The sequence below is a fragment of the Corynebacterium sp. NPDC104732 genome, from assembly GCF_055583565.1.
Map to the genome: position 1 here is coordinate 15,673 of NZ_JBVJNS010000021.1, position 14,426 is coordinate 30,098.

At 57.7% G+C, this 14,426-nt stretch carries 18 protein-coding genes; 14 read left to right on the plus strand and 4 right to left on the minus strand.

What is annotated here, in order from left to right:
• The first annotated feature begins 71 nt into the window (after window positions 1–71).
• The 8 genes from rplS to ACZ6ZO_RS11560 all read left to right on the plus strand — a co-directional run bounded on the left by rplS (window position 72) and on the right by ACZ6ZO_RS11560 (window position 6,459).
• Window positions 72–413 carry a 50S ribosomal protein L19 gene (gene rplS, locus ACZ6ZO_RS11525; protein WP_182386384.1) on the plus strand — a complete coding sequence of 114 codons (342 nt, stop codon included), beginning with the start codon at window positions 72–74 and terminating at the stop codon, window positions 411–413.
• 153 nt (window positions 414–566) lie between these two features.
• On the plus strand, window positions 567–1,292 hold the full coding sequence (gene lepB / locus ACZ6ZO_RS11530) for a signal peptidase I (RefSeq protein ID WP_182386383.1): 726 nt from the start codon (window positions 567–569) through the stop codon (window positions 1,290–1,292).
• Entirely contained in the window at window positions 1,289–1,915 is a 627-nt protein-coding gene (locus tag ACZ6ZO_RS11535; RefSeq protein WP_182386382.1) for a ribonuclease HII, read from the plus strand. Before lepB ends, ACZ6ZO_RS11535 begins: the two co-directional genes overlap by 4 nt.
• Window positions 1,912–2,217: a DUF2469 domain-containing protein gene (locus tag ACZ6ZO_RS11540; protein ID WP_182386381.1), complete on the plus strand. Its 306-nt coding sequence runs from the start codon at window positions 1,912–1,914 to the stop codon at window positions 2,215–2,217. The genes ACZ6ZO_RS11535 and ACZ6ZO_RS11540 overlap by 4 nt, the downstream gene beginning before the upstream one ends.
• A 154-nt stretch (window positions 2,218–2,371) precedes the next feature.
• The gene (locus ACZ6ZO_RS11545) at window positions 2,372–2,713 is read left to right on the plus strand and encodes a YraN family protein (RefSeq protein WP_182386380.1); all 342 of its coding nucleotides are present in this window, start codon (window positions 2,372–2,374) and stop codon (window positions 2,711–2,713) included.
• Complete coding sequence (locus ACZ6ZO_RS11550; protein ID WP_182386379.1) at window positions 2,700–4,184, plus strand: YifB family Mg chelatase-like AAA ATPase; 1,485 nt, start codon at window positions 2,700–2,702, stop codon at window positions 4,182–4,184. The genes ACZ6ZO_RS11545 and ACZ6ZO_RS11550 overlap by 14 nt, the downstream gene beginning before the upstream one ends.
• Complete coding sequence (gene dprA / locus ACZ6ZO_RS11555; RefSeq protein WP_208767293.1) at window positions 4,174–5,337, plus strand: DNA-processing protein DprA; 1,164 nt, start codon at window positions 4,174–4,176, stop codon at window positions 5,335–5,337. The genes ACZ6ZO_RS11550 and dprA overlap by 11 nt, the downstream gene beginning before the upstream one ends.
• Before the next feature lie 243 nt (window positions 5,338–5,580).
• On the plus strand, window positions 5,581–6,459 hold the full coding sequence (locus ACZ6ZO_RS11560; RefSeq protein ID WP_182386377.1) for a tyrosine recombinase XerC: 879 nt from the start codon (window positions 5,581–5,583) through the stop codon (window positions 6,457–6,459).
• Here the strand turns inward: ACZ6ZO_RS11560 and ACZ6ZO_RS11565 are convergent.
• Window positions 6,422–6,886: a M23 family metallopeptidase gene (locus ACZ6ZO_RS11565; protein ID WP_182386376.1), complete on the minus strand. Its 465-nt coding sequence runs from the start codon at window positions 6,884–6,886 to the stop codon at window positions 6,422–6,424. The genes ACZ6ZO_RS11560 and ACZ6ZO_RS11565 overlap by 38 nt on opposite strands.
• Window positions 6,887–7,201: 315 nt before the next feature.
• On the opposite strand from ACZ6ZO_RS11565, the gene rpsB reads away from it, so the two are divergent.
• On the plus strand, window positions 7,202–8,014 hold the full coding sequence (rpsB, locus tag ACZ6ZO_RS11570; protein ID WP_182386375.1) for a 30S ribosomal protein S2: 813 nt from the start codon (window positions 7,202–7,204) through the stop codon (window positions 8,012–8,014).
• 81 nt (window positions 8,015–8,095) lie between these two features.
• On the opposite strand, the gene ACZ6ZO_RS11575 is transcribed toward rpsB, so the two are convergent.
• Window positions 8,096–8,278: a hypothetical protein gene (locus tag ACZ6ZO_RS11575; protein WP_182386374.1), complete on the minus strand. Its 183-nt coding sequence runs from the start codon at window positions 8,276–8,278 to the stop codon at window positions 8,096–8,098.
• Between the two features lie 20 nt (window positions 8,279–8,298).
• Complete coding sequence (locus ACZ6ZO_RS11580; protein ID WP_465292771.1) at window positions 8,299–8,742, minus strand: hypothetical protein; 444 nt, start codon at window positions 8,740–8,742, stop codon at window positions 8,299–8,301.
• Window positions 8,743–9,211: 469 nt separating this feature from the next.
• On the opposite strand from ACZ6ZO_RS11580, the gene tsf reads away from it, so the two are divergent.
• The 4 genes from tsf to ACZ6ZO_RS11600 all read left to right on the plus strand — a co-directional run bounded on the left by tsf (window position 9,212) and on the right by ACZ6ZO_RS11600 (window position 12,410).
• Entirely contained in the window at window positions 9,212–10,030 is an 819-nt protein-coding gene (gene tsf, locus ACZ6ZO_RS11585) for a translation elongation factor Ts (protein ID WP_182386372.1), read from the plus strand.
• A 126-nt stretch (window positions 10,031–10,156) separates the two neighbouring features.
• A complete protein-coding gene (gene pyrH / locus ACZ6ZO_RS11590) occupies window positions 10,157–10,888 on the plus strand; it encodes a UMP kinase (RefSeq protein ID WP_208767296.1) in 732 nt (243 codons plus the stop codon).
• A gap of 43 nt (window positions 10,889–10,931) precedes the next feature.
• On the plus strand, window positions 10,932–11,489 hold the full coding sequence (frr, locus tag ACZ6ZO_RS11595; protein WP_465292774.1) for a ribosome recycling factor: 558 nt from the start codon (window positions 10,932–10,934) through the stop codon (window positions 11,487–11,489).
• Window positions 11,490–11,564: 75 nt separating this feature from the next.
• Window positions 11,565–12,410: a phosphatidate cytidylyltransferase gene (locus ACZ6ZO_RS11600; protein WP_182386369.1), complete on the plus strand. Its 846-nt coding sequence runs from the start codon at window positions 11,565–11,567 to the stop codon at window positions 12,408–12,410.
• Here ACZ6ZO_RS11600 and ACZ6ZO_RS11605 read toward each other — a convergent pair.
• A complete protein-coding gene (locus ACZ6ZO_RS11605) occupies window positions 12,407–12,748 on the minus strand; it encodes a LapA family protein (RefSeq protein WP_182386368.1) in 342 nt (113 codons plus the stop codon). The two genes, ACZ6ZO_RS11600 and ACZ6ZO_RS11605, sit on opposite strands and share 4 nt — an antisense overlap.
• Before the next feature lie 76 nt (window positions 12,749–12,824).
• Here ACZ6ZO_RS11605 and rlmN point away from each other — a divergent pair, with 76 nt between their 5' ends.
• Window positions 12,825–13,919: a dual-specificity RNA methyltransferase RlmN gene (rlmN, locus tag ACZ6ZO_RS11610; RefSeq protein WP_182386367.1), complete on the plus strand. Its 1,095-nt coding sequence runs from the start codon at window positions 12,825–12,827 to the stop codon at window positions 13,917–13,919.
• Window positions 13,920–14,426 lie beyond the last annotated feature (507 nt).

The following is a 14,426-nucleotide window of genomic DNA, read 5'->3' on the forward strand; positions in this document are numbered from 1 at the left end:
TAGTGAATACGAACCGGTAGAGCCTAACCGCCGCCAGGTTCCTCTGTTCGGTGATTTAAAGGATTTGTTTCATGAACAAGATCGACAAGTTCGATGCAGCGTCCCTGCGCGACGACGTTCCTGCGTTCCGCGCTGGTGACACCCTCGACGTCCACGTAAAGGTGATCGAAGGTAACAAGACCCGTACCCAGCTGTTCAAGGGCGTTGTTATCCGCCGCCAGGGCGCTGGCATCCGCGAGACCTTCACCATCCGCAAGATTTCCTTCGGCATCGGTGTTGAGCGTACCTTCCCAGTACACTCTCCAAACCTTGAGAAGATCGAGGTTGTAACCCGCGGTGATGTTCGCCGTGCGAAGCTGTACTACCTGCGCAACCTGCGCGGCAAAGCAGCCAAGATCAAGGAAAAGCGTTAAGTTTTACCTGGTCAACCCCGGTTTTGCACGTTGGTGCGGCCGGGGTTTTCTCATGTTAGGACCAAGGGAGATTTAGCGTACCGATGGGAGAAATTATGCCCGCTTTGTGTCATTGCCTGTGTCATATGACTCAAAGCGCTACACTGAGTGGCTATGACGAAAGCCCCTGCTGACAAGCAGAAGAAGGAAACCCCCTGGTACATCGAGATCCCCCTCGTTGTGATTGTGACCTTTGTGATCATCGCATTGGTGCAGACGTTTATCGGTCGGCTGTATGTGATTCCGAGTCAGTCGATGGAGCCGACGCTGCATGGGTGTCCGGGCTGTACGGGTGACCGTATTTACGTGGACAAGATTGCTTACAAGCTTGGGGACCCCGAACCAGGTGATGTGGTGGTGTTCAAGGCTCCAGAGTCGTGGCAGGGCGCATTCCGCACGAAGCAGTCCGGGGGCGCGCTGTCTGGGTTGCAGAAGCTGGGTTCTTATGTGGGGCTGACCTCGACTGATGGCAATGACATGGTCAAACGCATCGTCGCTACCGGTGGTCAGGTGGTGGAATGCCAGGCGGGCGACGAGGGCGTGAAGGTTGACGGCAAGGTCATCGATTCGTCCTACCAGCTGCAGCCGCTGACCTACCCGGTGAACCCTGAGACCGGGTCTGAGGCGTGTGGCGGCGACTATTTCGGGCCGATCCAGGTTCCGGCGAACAACTATTTCATGATGGGCGACAACCGCACCAACTCCGCTGATTCCCGTTACCACCTGGGGGATCAGTACCAGGGCACAGTGCCTCGCGGCCTCATCATTGGCAAGGTGCAGGCGATTGTGCTCCCGTTTAACCGCATCGGTGCTGTTGAGGACTACGACATCCAACAGTGATCGAAGCAGCTCTTCATGCGGCCGGTTTCAGCCCCATCGTCGGGGTCGATGAGGCCGGCCGTGGTTCCTGCGCAGGACCAATCACCATTGCCGCCTGCGTCCTCCCGCAGGTTCTGCCCCCGCAGTTGGCGGGGCTCGACGACTCCAAAAAGCTCACCGCTTCCCGACGCGCCAAGCTGTTCCCCCTCATCCAAGAACACGCTTTGAGCTGGCATATCGTCCATATCTCCGCCGAGGAGATCGACCGCTTCGGTATCCAACACGCCAACATTTCCGGCATGCGCCGCGCCGTCGCCGGGCTGGATATAGCCGCTAGCTACGCGCTTATCGACGGCTTCCCCGTCCCAGGCCTTACCCAACCGCAACTGCCGATCATTGGTGGGGATGCCTTTGCACGCTGCATTTCCGCCGCCAGTATCCTGGCGAAGCACTCACGGGACCAGCTCATGCTTGATTACGCCGCCGACTATCCCGGGTACGGATTTGAATCCCACAAAGGATATGGCACGAAGGTTCACATTGATGCGGTGCGCCGTCAAGGAGGCAGCCCGATTCATCGCTATAGTTATGCCAATATTGCCCGTGCACATGGCGAATGGGAAAAGGAAAGGGATACGCAGTGAGCGCTGAAGAGCTGGAAAACTACGAGTCTGAAGTAGAGCTGTCCCTGTACCGCGAATATCGCGATGTCGTCAGCCAGTTTTCCTACGTTGTGGAAACGGAACGACGCTTCTACTTGGCCAACGCCGTTGAGTTGATCCCGCACACCACCGGCGGGGACGTGTACTACGAAGTCCGCATGTCCGATTGCTGGGTGTGGGATATGTACCGCGCTGCCCGGTTTGTCCGTTTCGTACGCGTGATCACCTATAAGGACGTCAACATTGAGGAGCTGGATAAGCCGGAGATGATCATTCCGGACTAGGTTTCGTTTGGTTGGAGCTGTCAAGCAGACAATCCTAGATGTGGCGTGAAGCTGTGGATAACGACAGTTATCCACAGCTTTTTCTTGTGCCCGGTGGGCGGTTCTTAATCGGTGTGGGACAGTGCAGTCACATAACCGGATTAAAGGGGGAGCTATGAATGAACTGGGCGTCCACGGTGAGAAGGAAGCCGCGCGCTATTTCGTGTCATTGGGTGGAATTATTGTCGGCAGGAATGTGCGATATAGCTGCGGTGAAATCGATCTAATTGTGCAGCTCGGTGGGGAGATCATTTTTGTTGAGGTGAAAACCCGCAGCAGCTGGGATTTTGGGGCCGCGGAGGCGGTAACTCCCCGGAAGTTTGCCCGCATGAAACGCGCGGCAGCTTCCTGGCTGGAGGGGCAACCCTATCGGCCAGTGCGGTTTGATGTCTTGGAATACGTCTTGGACAAAGGCGAGGTTAACCACTACGAGGGGATTGATTGTGGCGCTCGCTAAAACTCTATCCGTCAGCGTTGAAGGCGTCCGGGCACTGGTGGTGGGGGTCGAGGCAAACATCGGCCCGGGCTTGCCCGGGATGTACGTGGTGGGATTGGCAGGCGCTGCGACGAACGAGTCCAAAGACCGATTAAAGACCGCCATGATGAATGCGCATCTTCCGTGGCCGAAGACGAAGCTGGTGGTCAACCTCTCTCCGGCGGATGTGCGAAAAAGTGGCAGCCATTTTGATCTCGCGATTTGTGCAGCAGTTATGTCGGCAACCGCGGGAATCAACACGAGCGACATCATGTTTCTCGGGGAGGTCGGTTTGGATGGCAGTATCAAGCCGGTGCCAGGGGTGGTGCCCGCGTTGCTGGCTGCTAAGGAACACGGGGTGGAGACGGTTGTCATTCCCACAGGAAATGAGCAGGAAGCGTCGTTGGTGAGCTCGCCTCATGTGCTGGTGGCGGACCATATCGCTGACGTTGCCGGGTGGCTGCTCGGCAACAAGCCCCTGGATCGGCCGGTCGCATTCCAAACCCCACAACCACGTCAGCTGGATATGGCCGATGTAGTTGGGCAGCAGGATGCGAAACTGGCGGCAGAAATCGCGGCGGCCGGCGGACATCACCTGATGATGATCGGTCCGCCGGGTTCCGGTAAGTCCATGATCGCGGCCCGACTGCCCGGCATCATGCAGCCCCTTACGGAAGAACAAACTATTGAGGCCACAGCGGTGCACTCGGTCGCTGACCACACGTCGGGACCCGTGGTCGTGGCCCCGTACGTGGCGCCACATCACAGTGTGTCGGCGTCGGCGTTGCTCGGCGGTGGATCGGGCCGACCGAAACCGGGCGCTGTCAGCTTGGCACACCACGGTGTGTTGTTCCTGGATGAGGTGAGCGAGATCCCCGCCCATATCTTGGATGGTTTGCGGGTGCCGTTGGAGGGCGGGGAAGTTCGGTTGCTCCGGGGGAACCGGGAGATCGTCTTTCCTGCGCGGTTCCAGTTGGTGCTTGCTGCGAACCCGTGTCGCTGCGGGGCCGAAGATCCGGTGGCGTGCTCGTGTAGCGCAGTGGTGCGGCGCCGGTACTTAGGTAATCTGTCCGGCCCGCTCAAGGACCGTATTGATGTGCTGGTCACGATGCATTCGCAGGGAGCGGCGATTTCTGGGGAGGCTGAGCCGTCGGAGGTGATTCGACAGCGGGTAATAGCAGCTCGGGAGCGGGCGTTCGCGCGGTGGGGCGAGGTGAACTCCCGAATTGACCCGCGTCGTTTGCGCCGTGATTTCCCCGCCGACGAAGCGGGAATGGCCTACCTTGCAGCCTTGCTTGCCGACGGGCAGGTCAGTCAACGCGGGGTGGACAGGACACTCAAGGTGTCTTGGACCCTAGCGGACCTGGAAGGCCTTCCTCGACCAGGTTTGGATCACATCGCTCGAGCCATAGAGCTGCACGCTTTCGATGGGGTGGGGGCACATGCAGCGTAACCAGGCGTGGGCGTATCTCTCTCGATGTATCGAGGGGCCTAATCGACACCTCCAAGAACTGTTGGGGCAGGGGCGTGACGTGGAGGAGATCGCCCAGGGAGTGAAGAACCGGGAGGCATGGGTCGGGGAGTTGCTCAAAGTCACGCAGTCCCGGTTCACAGTGGATTCCGCTGCCCGGGATCTGGAAACGATCGACAAACTTGGTGGGCGGTTGATCACACCTGAGGACGATGAATGGCCACGATCCGAGTTTGCCCAGGCGTTTGGGTTCGCGGCGTCGGGAAGCAGTGAACATGCTCGTTCGGTACAAGACGATGCGGTGCCACCGCACGCGTTGTGGGTGCGGGGCCAGCGACTCGATTCGTTGGTGGCCCAGTCCGTGACGGTTGTCGGGACCCGCGCGTCGAGTAGTTATGGCGCTGCCGCGACCCGGTCGTTGGTTTCAGGTCTGGTGTCGCACCAGTGGACCATCGTGTCCGGTGGGGCGCTGGGCATTGATTCAGTTGCACATCAAACGGCACTGGATGCTGGGGGACGCACAGTCGTGGTGGCGTCGTGTGGACTTGATCGGCATTACCCGGCAGCTCATACGCACATGTTTGAAAAAATCACCCATACGGGTGCGTTGATTAGTGAGTATCCGCCTGGGGTAACTCCGGCTCGGCATCGGTTCTTGACCCGGAATCGGCTGGCAGCAGCACTATCAGCCGGAACGGTAGTGGTGGAAGCGGCCTGGCGATCCGGTGCGCTTAATACGCTGACGTGGGCCGAGGGGCTGGGCAAGGTAACCATGGCTGTGCCGGGGCCGATCACGAGCATGGGGTCCTTAGGATGCCATGACCGAATCCGGCAGGGCAGAGCGCAGCTGGTGGTCAGCGCCGATGAAATTCGTCAGCTGGTGTCCTCGGTAGGCGAGGTTGATGTGGATGGGCAGTACGAAATGCTCTTTGCAAAGAACGCGGTGCAGTCGTTGTCGCGCAATGAGATGCGGGTGTTTGATGCGCTGTCGGAGAAAGCAACGCCGGCGCAACAGGTGGCAGAGGCGGCGGGCCTGACGGTTGCCTTGACCGTGCATCTCCTTGTTGACCTGGTGAAACGAGGTCTTGTTGTCCGGGATGGTGCACAGTTTCGCCGGGCGGAACTGAGTGAGTAAAAAAATATGCAACAAAACCCTTGCGTTAATGAGAGCTTGCCGTTAAAATAGGTTAGGCAAGCCTAAGTGACGGGGCCTGGAGTTCAGGACAATGACAGGCCCCACCAAACTTGAATTTGCGGATCGGTCTTGTAGCACCTCCAACTGCGCGACAATCCGCAAAGCGCTAAGGTTATGCGTTATGGGTGAGTTGAAAGGCAAAGCGGTGCGGCATCACGTCGCACCGCTTTGTTGCGTGCAGGTATGACCTCAATCGCCGCACTTATCGACGACTACTGCGACACCCTCGCACTTGTGCACGGAAAATCACCAGCCACCGTGAAGGCGTACCGCAGCGACCTCACTTTGCTCACCGCACGCATCTCCACCACCGCCGAGTTCACTTTGGCCAACCTGCGCGCCTGGCTCGCCGACGCAGTAGCCGAAGGGAAATCGAAAGCCACCCTCGCCCGCCGTACCGCAGCCCTGAAAAGCTTCTCTTCCTGGCTCGTCAAACACGAGGAAATTGACACAGATATCGCAGCACGCCTGGTCACGCCCCAAGCAGGCCGCCACCTGCCCCGCGTCCTCGCCAAGCAGGAGGCAGGCGAACTCATGGGTAACGCCGCCTCCACCACTGAACCGGAATTCCTCCGCGATAGCGCAATCCTCGAATTGATGTACGCCGGAGCACTGCGCATCGGCGAACTGGTAGCGCTCAACGCAACGGACATTGACCTAAACAGGCGCGTCGCAAAAGTCACGGGAAAAGGAAACAAACAACGCGTCGTCCCCTTCGGCGACGCAGCCACAGACGCCCTCGAACGCTGGCTTAACGACGGCCGCTGCCACTTCGCCACACCCCAAGAAAAAGCTCTCTTTGTAGGAATCCGCGGCAAGCGCATTGACCCGCGACAAGTCCGCCGCGTCGTCGAACGCGCAGCTAAAATCACCGGAGTTCGCGACCTCACCCCCCACGGCCTCAGGCACTCCGCCGCAACTCACCTCCTGGAAGGTGGTGCGGACCTGCGCGTCGTCCAAGAGATGCTCGGACACGCCTCACTACAAACCACCCAGATCTACACCCACGTCAACGCCGCCCGCCTCAAAGCCGCCTTCGATCAAGCCCACCCACGGGCTTAAGCCGAATCGTCGGCCGCTTCAGCAATGACAGCGGATTAATGTAGTCATCCTTCGCCACCAAAGCGCCCCAGTGCAGGCCCTCAGTGCCCGCCAACCTACCAATCGGCTGCCCCTCTGCCACCGCATCACCACGTGCCACCACGGCATGCACCGGCTGATACGTCGTCTTGATCCCATCCGGATGCTCAATAGACACAATCGGCGTCCCAGCAATCACGCCAACATAACTCACCACGCCCTCACCCGCGGCCACGATCGTCGCGCCGGGCTCAGCTGCCAAGTCGACGCCCCGGTGCCCCTTAAGCCAATTCTTCGCGGGTTTATCAAACGCCCTCGTTACTCCAGAGGCGTGGTCGGCCCCAGTAGTCGGAGAAACATACGCGGAAAGCAAGGGTGCAAGGGTGAGTAGAAGGAGAATCTTTTTCATAGGTGCCATGGTGGTGGATGGGGGCGTGGGGGAGGGCGCCGGTAAGCAATGCCCTGTGGATAGTGGTGCCAGTGGGGTTAAAGTAGCCTGACCTGGGGATAACTTAGCGTCTCCATTTGGAAAGATGGCCGGTAGCCGTTATGATCGACCCAGCAGTGTGTCCGCACGCTGACTACGCGCGTCCACAAGTGTCACGCGCAACGAGGTCCCGACGGGTAAAACCGCAGGGTGTTGCGTAACGGCCAGGATGCTAGGAGCAGGAGAAAAACCTGCACATTGTTAAAACCGAAACTTCTACTTTGAAAGGGAGCACCCATGGCAGTCGTAACCATGCGCGAGCTTCTCGACGCCGGTGTCCACTTTGGCCACCAGACCCGTCGTTGGAACCCAAAGATGCGCCGCTTCATCTTCACCGATCGCAACGGCATCTACATCATCGACCTGCAGCAGACCCTGACCTACATTGACGAAGCATTCGAGTTCGTCAAGGAAACTGTTGCGCACGGTGGCACCATCCTCTTCGTTGGTACCAAGAAGCAAGCTCAGGAAGCAGTTGCTACCGAAGCTACCCGCGTTGGTATGCCATACGTCAACCACCGCTGGCTCGGCGGCATGCTGACCAACTTCCAGACCGTTTCCAAGCGTCTGCACCGCATGAAGGAACTGCAGGCCATGGACGCAGCCGAGAACGGCTACGAAGGTCGCGGCAAGAAGGAAATCCTCATGCTGAACCGCGAGCGCACCAAGCTGGAGCGCGTCCTCGGCGGCATCGCAGACATGAACAAGCTTCCTTCCGCAATGTGGGTCATCGACACCAACAAGGAGCACATCGCGATCTCCGAAGCTCACAAGCTGAACATCCCAGTTGTGGCCATCCTGGACACCAACTGCGACCCAGACGTTGTGAACTTCCCAATCCCAGGCAACGACGACGCCATCCGCGCAACCGCACTGCTGTCCCGCGTCATCTCCACCGCAGTGGAAGAGGGCAAGAAGGCACGCGAAGAGCGCCAGCTCGCCGCTGCTAAGGAAGCTGCTGGCGACAAGCCAGAAGCTGAAAAGGTAGAGGTTGCAGCAAAGGTTGAGGCAACCGAAGAGGCTGCCGCAGAAGCACCAGCTGCTGAGTAATTCTTTACTTTGAGCAAACCTCCCTTCGGGGAGGTTTTCGCGTTTTGAAGGCCCCACAGTAAAGACTGTGCGGCCTATAGATCAGCCCTTATCACTGCTGCGTTTTTTCTCGTTTTCTGAGATGAAGAAGGCGATCGACAGCAAAATGTAGAGAGTTGCGACCGGCGCTGCGATACGGCTGATTTGGGAGTTTGGCTGGAAAACGCCAAAGAGGCAAAGGCCGAGAGAAACGAAGCCAAAGATAACTAGGATCTTGATTCGCATGGCAGTTTCCTTTCCAGTGTCTATTGGGACCAGCACATGCCATTGGGGAATAGTCGAATGCCATTGCCCCATGAACCACAAATACCAATGAGTGATGCTTGCGCGACAAGGCCAATAGCTATGGGGGTTGCAAGTGCGAGGGAAACTCCGGTGATGGCTGTCAACGTTCCAGCAAGTTCGACTGCAGTGGCTCCTCCAGTGATTGCATTTTGCAGTGCACTCGCCGCGCAGCTGTCCAGAAGAATTGCAGGCGGTACCAGCTGGGAGCCATTTTTACCATTGCAATTAGAGAAAGGTTGAACGATACCGGCTTGGGCTGAAGATTTCACGGAAACATTCTCAAGATACTCCGGGTTGGTGCTCTGAATGCTCCATCCAAAAGCTTCGAGAACTGATGCTAGCTCGAGAGCTTCAGCTTCAAGATCTTCATCTTGTGCTAGAGCTCCATCAAGGTCAAAGACCATTGTGTCAGGATATGTGTAACGATCTAGCACTAGTAGATCTTCGGTGAGAGCATCAGTCGTTTGCTGGCCAGAATGTGTTTTGTTGCTTGCAATATTGTGGTTGAGGGGCTCAGCATTTGTGCAAGGGGACAAAGCTACGGATAAGATTAACGCAGCCAAGGCAGAGCTGATTTTTTTGCTTTCATAGGTTTGAGGATCCTATCTCTTCTAGGTGACTGTGGTGGCTCTTGGCACTACATGAATTGACACTAGTGAAAATGAAAGGCAATGTCCTTAAAACTGGTATCAATGCGATAACAGTAAGCTGTCAGCACTGCCGGTTCGCTGATGCTACTTTTTCAATCTAAATTACAGCAAGAAGAAACGCTCGCGTTACAAAACAGACACCCCGGTGCGCGCATAAATGAGCGCACTACGCTAGAATTCATCAAGGAAAATCTTCTTCTATAAACAAGGAGGATCGCCCCACATGGCGAACTACACTGCTGCAGACGTCAAGAAGCTGCGCGAAATGACCGGCGCTGGCATGCTCGACAGCAAGAAGGCTCTTGAAGAGACCGCTGGTGACTTTGACAAGGCTGTTGAACTGCTCCGCATTAAGGGCGCTAAGGACGTCGGCAAGCGTGCAGAGCGCACCGCTGCTGAAGGCCTGATCGCTGTTTCCGGCAACACCATGGTTGAGGTCAACTCTGAGACCGACTTCGTGGCAAAGAACGCTGAGTTTAAGGACTTCTGCGCAAAGATTGCCGACGCTGCTGCTGCCGTCAAGGCAAACACCCCAGAAGAGCTCGCAGCTGCTGAGGTCGACGGCATGACCGCTGCGGAAGCAATCCAGCAGCTGTCTGCAAAGATCGGCGAGAAGCTCGAGCTGCGTCGCGCTATCACCCTGGAAGGCGACAAGGTCGCTGTTTACCTGCACCACCGTGCCGCTGACCTGCCACCAGCAGTGGGCGTCCTGGTTGCCTACGAAGGCGACGACGAGGCTGCCGCTAAGGCCGCTGCAATGCAGGTTGCTGCTATGAAGGCACAGTACCTCTCCCGCGAGGACGTCCCAGCTGACGTTGTGGAGAAGGAGCGCGCAACCCAGGAGAAAATCACCCGCGAAGAGGGCAAGCCAGAGGCTGCTATCGCCAAGATCGTTGAGGGTCGCATGAACGGCTTCTTCAAGGACGTCACCCTCCTGGAGCAGGCTTCTGTTTCCGACAACAAGAAGTCCGTTAAGCAGCTCATGGATGAGGCAGGCATTGTCCTGAAGTCCTTCGCTCGCTTCGAGGTTGGCCAGCACTAGGCTGTTAACCCGGTAGGGTGCAATTACTACAGCGTTCCGTACCCCACGTGCGGAACGCTTTTTCATGCCTAAAACCATGTAAGCTGTTGGGAGAAAAATATGTCACAGCAGGAAGGTGTACCTTCAATGTCGGAGGATTCCGGTAAGCAACGCCAAGGTTTCAAACGAGTAATGCTCAAGCTTGGCGGTGAAATGTTCGGTGGCGGCAACGTGGGCATTGACCCAGATGTTGTCCAAAACGTGGCCCGGCAGATCGCTGAAATTGCTCAGGCTGGAACTGAGGTGTGTGTTGTCATTGGCGGTGGCAACTTCTTCCGTGGCGCGCAGCTGCAGCAGCGCGGCATGGATCGAGCACGCTCTGACTACATGGGCATGCTTGGAACCGTCATGAACTGCCTCGCGCTCCAGGATTTCCTGGAGAAGGAGGGCGTCGAAACGCGCGTGCAGACCGCGATCAACATGGCGCAGGTTTCCGAGCCGTACCTGCCGTTGCGTGCGAAGCGTCACCTGGAAAAGGGACGCGTGGTCATCTTCGGAGCAGGCATGGGCATGCCGTACTTCTCCACGGACACCACCGCGGCGCAGCGTGCGTTGGAAATCGACTGCGAGGTGCTGCTCATGGCCAAAGGCGTCGATGGGGTGTACGACAGTGATCCGCGCACGAACCCAGATGCCTCCATGTTCACGGAGATCACGCCACAAGAGGTAATTGAGAAGGGCCTTAAGGTCGCAGACTCCACCGCATTCAGCCTGTGCATGGATAACAAGATGCCGATCCTAGTGTTCAACCTGCTTACCGACGGCAATATCGCACGTGCCGTTCGGGGTGAGCGAATCGGAACGCTGGTTCGTTCCTGATAAATTAAGAATACGAAGAACCACTTTCAACTAAGGGACCTAAATGATCGACGAAATCCTGTTTGAAGCTGAAGAGCGTATGGGCGTCTCCGTGGACTACACCCGCGAAGACCTGACCACCATCCGCACCGGTCGCGCTAACCCAGCGATGTTCAACGGCGTAATGGCTGAGTACTACGGTGTTCCTACTCCAATCACCCAGATGGCCACCATCTCGGTACCGGAACCTCGCATGCTGCTCATTAAGCCATATGAGATGTCCGTCATGAACGAGATCGAGAACGCTATCCGCAACTCTGACCTGGGTGTCAACCCAACCAACGACGGCCAGGTGCTGCGCGTGACCGTGCCACAGCTGACCGAGGAACGCCGTCGTGACATGGTCAAGATGGCGAAGTCCAAGGGCGAAGACGGCAAGATTGCGATCCGCAACGTGCGTCGTAAGGGCATGGAACAGCTGAAGAAGCTGCAAAAAGACGGCGACGCGGGTGAGGACGAGGTGCTCGCAGCCGAAAAGGAACTGGATAAGGTCACCCAGAAGTACGTCGCTCAGATGGACGATCTGGTGGCAGCAAAGGAAAAGGAGCTCATGGAGGTCTAGCCGACTTCGCCATGCCCTTTTATTTGCAAGCGCTGTTGATTCCGGCAGCGCTTTTCCTATGTAGGAGTTGTCACAGTGGATCACATCCGGCCTAAAAACTCAGCGGGTCGAAACCTAAAGCAAGCGATCGCAGTGGGCGTCGGTCTTGGCGCCCTGGTGCTGCTTGCCATTTTTGTTATCCCCTTTGGCTGGTATCCACTGGTGGCAGCCGCTGTTTTCCTTGCCACCTGGGAAGTTCATTCGCGACTGAAAGAACACGGCTACCTGCTGCAACGCGCCCTGCTTTTGGTGGGGGGCCAAGCGATGGTGTGGCTGTCGTGGCCGTTTGGCACCACTGGCCTGATTGCCGCTTATGTGGCCAGCGTGCTGGCATTGATGTTTGGTCGGTTGTTCCACCATGGCCGTCACGTAGCGCCACAGAATTATCTGCGGGATATGTCCCTCGGTATTTTTGTGCTCACCTGGATCCCGCTGTTCGGTGCGTTCGCTGCGATGCTGTCGAAGATTGAACAAGACGGTGTGCTTTATGGCATGTACATTGTCACGTTCATGCTGTGCGTCGTCGCCTCGGATGTGGGCGGATACATTGCTGGCGTGATGTTTGGCACGCACCCGATGGCGCCGGCTGTCAGCCCGAAAAAATCCTGGGAAGGTTTCGCCGGCTCGCTGATCCTCGGCAGTGTCGTGGGCATGCTCACGATCCATTTCTTGCTGCACGGCGTGTGGTGGATGGGCATTTTCCTCGGCATTGGCCTGGTGATCTGCGCGACGCTCGGTGACTTGGTGGAAAGCCAATTCAAACGCGAATTGGGCATTAAAGACATGTCCGCCATGCTGCCTGGGCATGGCGGAATCATGGATCGCCTGGACGGGATGCTGCCGTCGGCGATGGTGACGTGGTTGCTGCTCAGCCTGACTTAGCCGAGCTGCGCGCGCTTAACTTGCCGACGCAATTCCAGCATCCGTACCCCACCGACGATCGCCATAATAAGGGCGCCGACAATGGCTGCCAGCAGAACTCCCACTCCGGTTGGGACCTGGAATGTCCACGCGAACAGGTGAAGATCAGCCTGCTGCTGGTTTTGCAGGATAAATACCAGGAGCAAAATAAGGAGCAGTGCCCCGGAAATCAGGGCAATCCAGGTTCCCCCAGCTAATGAGCCGCGAACCTTGGTCTCTGTTTCTGGTTCTGGTTCGGGCAGTGCGGGGACGGGGGCGTCGTTAAGCGTAGGCTGCTCTTCAGGGTGCGGTGTAGTCATGTCATCTATTGAACGCGGTGCGCAGCAAAAATGCCAATTGGACTATGCACAAAGACGTGGAAAGATGGGGGATACTATGGCTGAAATTCCACTCGTTTTTGATGCCCCGAAGCGTGGCATGCCCCAGAAGCACTTCGCCGACCTCACCCACGAAGAGCGGGTGTCGGCGGTGCAGGAGCTTGGGCTCCCGAAGTTCCGCGTCGACCAGATCGCTCGCCACTACTACGGCCGCCTCGAAGCCGACCCCACCACCATGACGGATCTGCCGGCCGCCGCCCGCGAGAAGGTCCGCGACGCCCTCTTCCCAACGCTCATGACCCCTGTGCGGCAAATCTCCACCGACGGCGGCGACACCACAAAAACGCTGTGGCAGCTTCACGACGGCACCCTCCTCGAATCAGTCCTCATGCGTTACAAGGACCGCGCCACCCTCTGCATCTCGTCCCAAGCAGGATGCGGCATGGCGTGCCCGTTCTGCGCAACAGGGCAGGGCGGCATTGACCGCAACCTATCGACGGGCGAAATCGTCGATCAAGTCCGCGCAGCAGCCGCCACCATGGCCGCCGAAGGCTCCCGCCTTTCCAACATCGTGTTCATGGGCATGGGCGAGCCGCTGGCCAATTACAAACGCGTCATGAGCGCCGTCCGGCAAATCACGGCCCCAGCCCCGCAAGGCTTCGGCATATCCCAACGCAATGTCACCGTCTCCACGGTCGGCCTCGCCCCAGCTATCCGACGCTTCGCCGACGAAGGCTTCTCCGTCACCCTCGCCGTATCCCTGCACACCCCCGACGACGAACTCCGTGACACCCTCGTTCCCGTTAACAACCGCTGGTCGGTCTCGGAAGTACTCGACGCAGCCAAGTACTACGCCGAAAAGTCCGGCCGCCGCGTCTCCATCGAATACGCCCTCATCCGGGACATCAACGACCAAGGCTGGCGCGCCGACATGCTCGGCAAAAAGCTCCACAAAGCCCTCGGCCCACTTGTCCACGTCAACCTCATCCCACTGAACCCAACGCCGGGGTCTAAATGGGATGCCTCCCCGAAGGAACGCCAAGACGAATTCGTGCGACGCGTCATCGCACAAGGCGTGCCATGCACCGTTCGTGACACCCGTGGCCAAGAAATCGCCGCAGCCTGTGGCCAGCTCGCAGCTGAGGAGAAGTAACACGCGGGTTCTGGGGCTTGGGTTGTTTGTTCGGGTTAAAGAGCGAGTCCTGGAATTCGAGACTCGGAGTGGTTCAGGCCCCAAAGCGGTGTTTTGGGGGTTTTATTCTCCGAGTCTCGAAAAACAGGTCTCGCGTTTTGTGGGGGAGCGTGTCAGATGGTTTGTGTGTGCGGGGCCTTTCCATGTTGAGGTCATGTTTCACATTATCTGCCCCATGTTAGACACTGTGCTACATCAAAATGCCTGTTCGCGGGAAGAATGTTTTTCCTAACGTGGGGCAAATTCGACTGGCGAACAAGCGCTGGGGACATTTCTGGTTGTGTCAGCGCAAGCAACTTGGCTTGTGGGTGTTCTCTCGGGCAATGTGCGAGTCCTGGAATTCGAGACTGGGAGTAGGCGTCGATGTTTTGGGGGGTGTGCGGACTTTTTGTTGGAGTCCTACGCGGCGGTGTGGGTTGGTAGTGATTCGAGTCCCCGGCTGTGGGCCAGGGTTTGGTATCCCAGGCG

Bases quoted from the DNA above. Each gene is read 5' to 3' on its own strand.
- rplS (WP_182386384.1), top strand. From the start codon at position 72: ATGAACAAGATCGACAAGTTCGATGCAGCGTCCCTGCGCGACGACGTT.
- lepB (WP_182386383.1), top strand. From the start codon at position 567: ATGACGAAAGCCCCTGCTGACAAGCAGAAGAAGGAAACCCCCTGGTAC.
- ACZ6ZO_RS11545 (WP_182386380.1), top strand. From the start codon at position 2,372: ATGAATGAACTGGGCGTCCACGGTGAGAAGGAAGCCGCGCGCTATTTC.
- dprA (WP_208767293.1), top strand. From the start codon at position 4,174: ATGCAGCGTAACCAGGCGTGGGCGTATCTCTCTCGATGTATCGAGGGG.
- ACZ6ZO_RS11560 (WP_182386377.1), top strand. From the start codon at position 5,581: ATGACCTCAATCGCCGCACTTATCGACGACTACTGCGACACCCTCGCA.
- ACZ6ZO_RS11565 (WP_182386376.1), bottom strand. From the start codon at position 6,886: ATGAAAAAGATTCTCCTTCTACTCACCCTTGCACCCTTGCTTTCCGCG.
- rpsB (WP_182386375.1), top strand. From the start codon at position 7,202: ATGGCAGTCGTAACCATGCGCGAGCTTCTCGACGCCGGTGTCCACTTT.
- ACZ6ZO_RS11575 (WP_182386374.1), bottom strand. From the start codon at position 8,278: ATGCGAATCAAGATCCTAGTTATCTTTGGCTTCGTTTCTCTCGGCCTT.
- ACZ6ZO_RS11580 (WP_465292771.1), bottom strand. From the start codon at position 8,742: ATGGTCTTTGACCTTGATGGAGCTCTAGCACAAGATGAAGATCTTGAA.
- tsf (WP_182386372.1), top strand. From the start codon at position 9,212: ATGGCGAACTACACTGCTGCAGACGTCAAGAAGCTGCGCGAAATGACC.
- pyrH (WP_208767296.1), top strand. From the start codon at position 10,157: ATGTCGGAGGATTCCGGTAAGCAACGCCAAGGTTTCAAACGAGTAATG.
- frr (WP_465292774.1), top strand. From the start codon at position 10,932: ATGATCGACGAAATCCTGTTTGAAGCTGAAGAGCGTATGGGCGTCTCC.
- ACZ6ZO_RS11605 (WP_182386368.1), bottom strand. From the start codon at position 12,748: ATGACTACACCGCACCCTGAAGAGCAGCCTACGCTTAACGACGCCCCC.
- rlmN (WP_182386367.1), top strand. From the start codon at position 12,825: ATGGCTGAAATTCCACTCGTTTTTGATGCCCCGAAGCGTGGCATGCCC.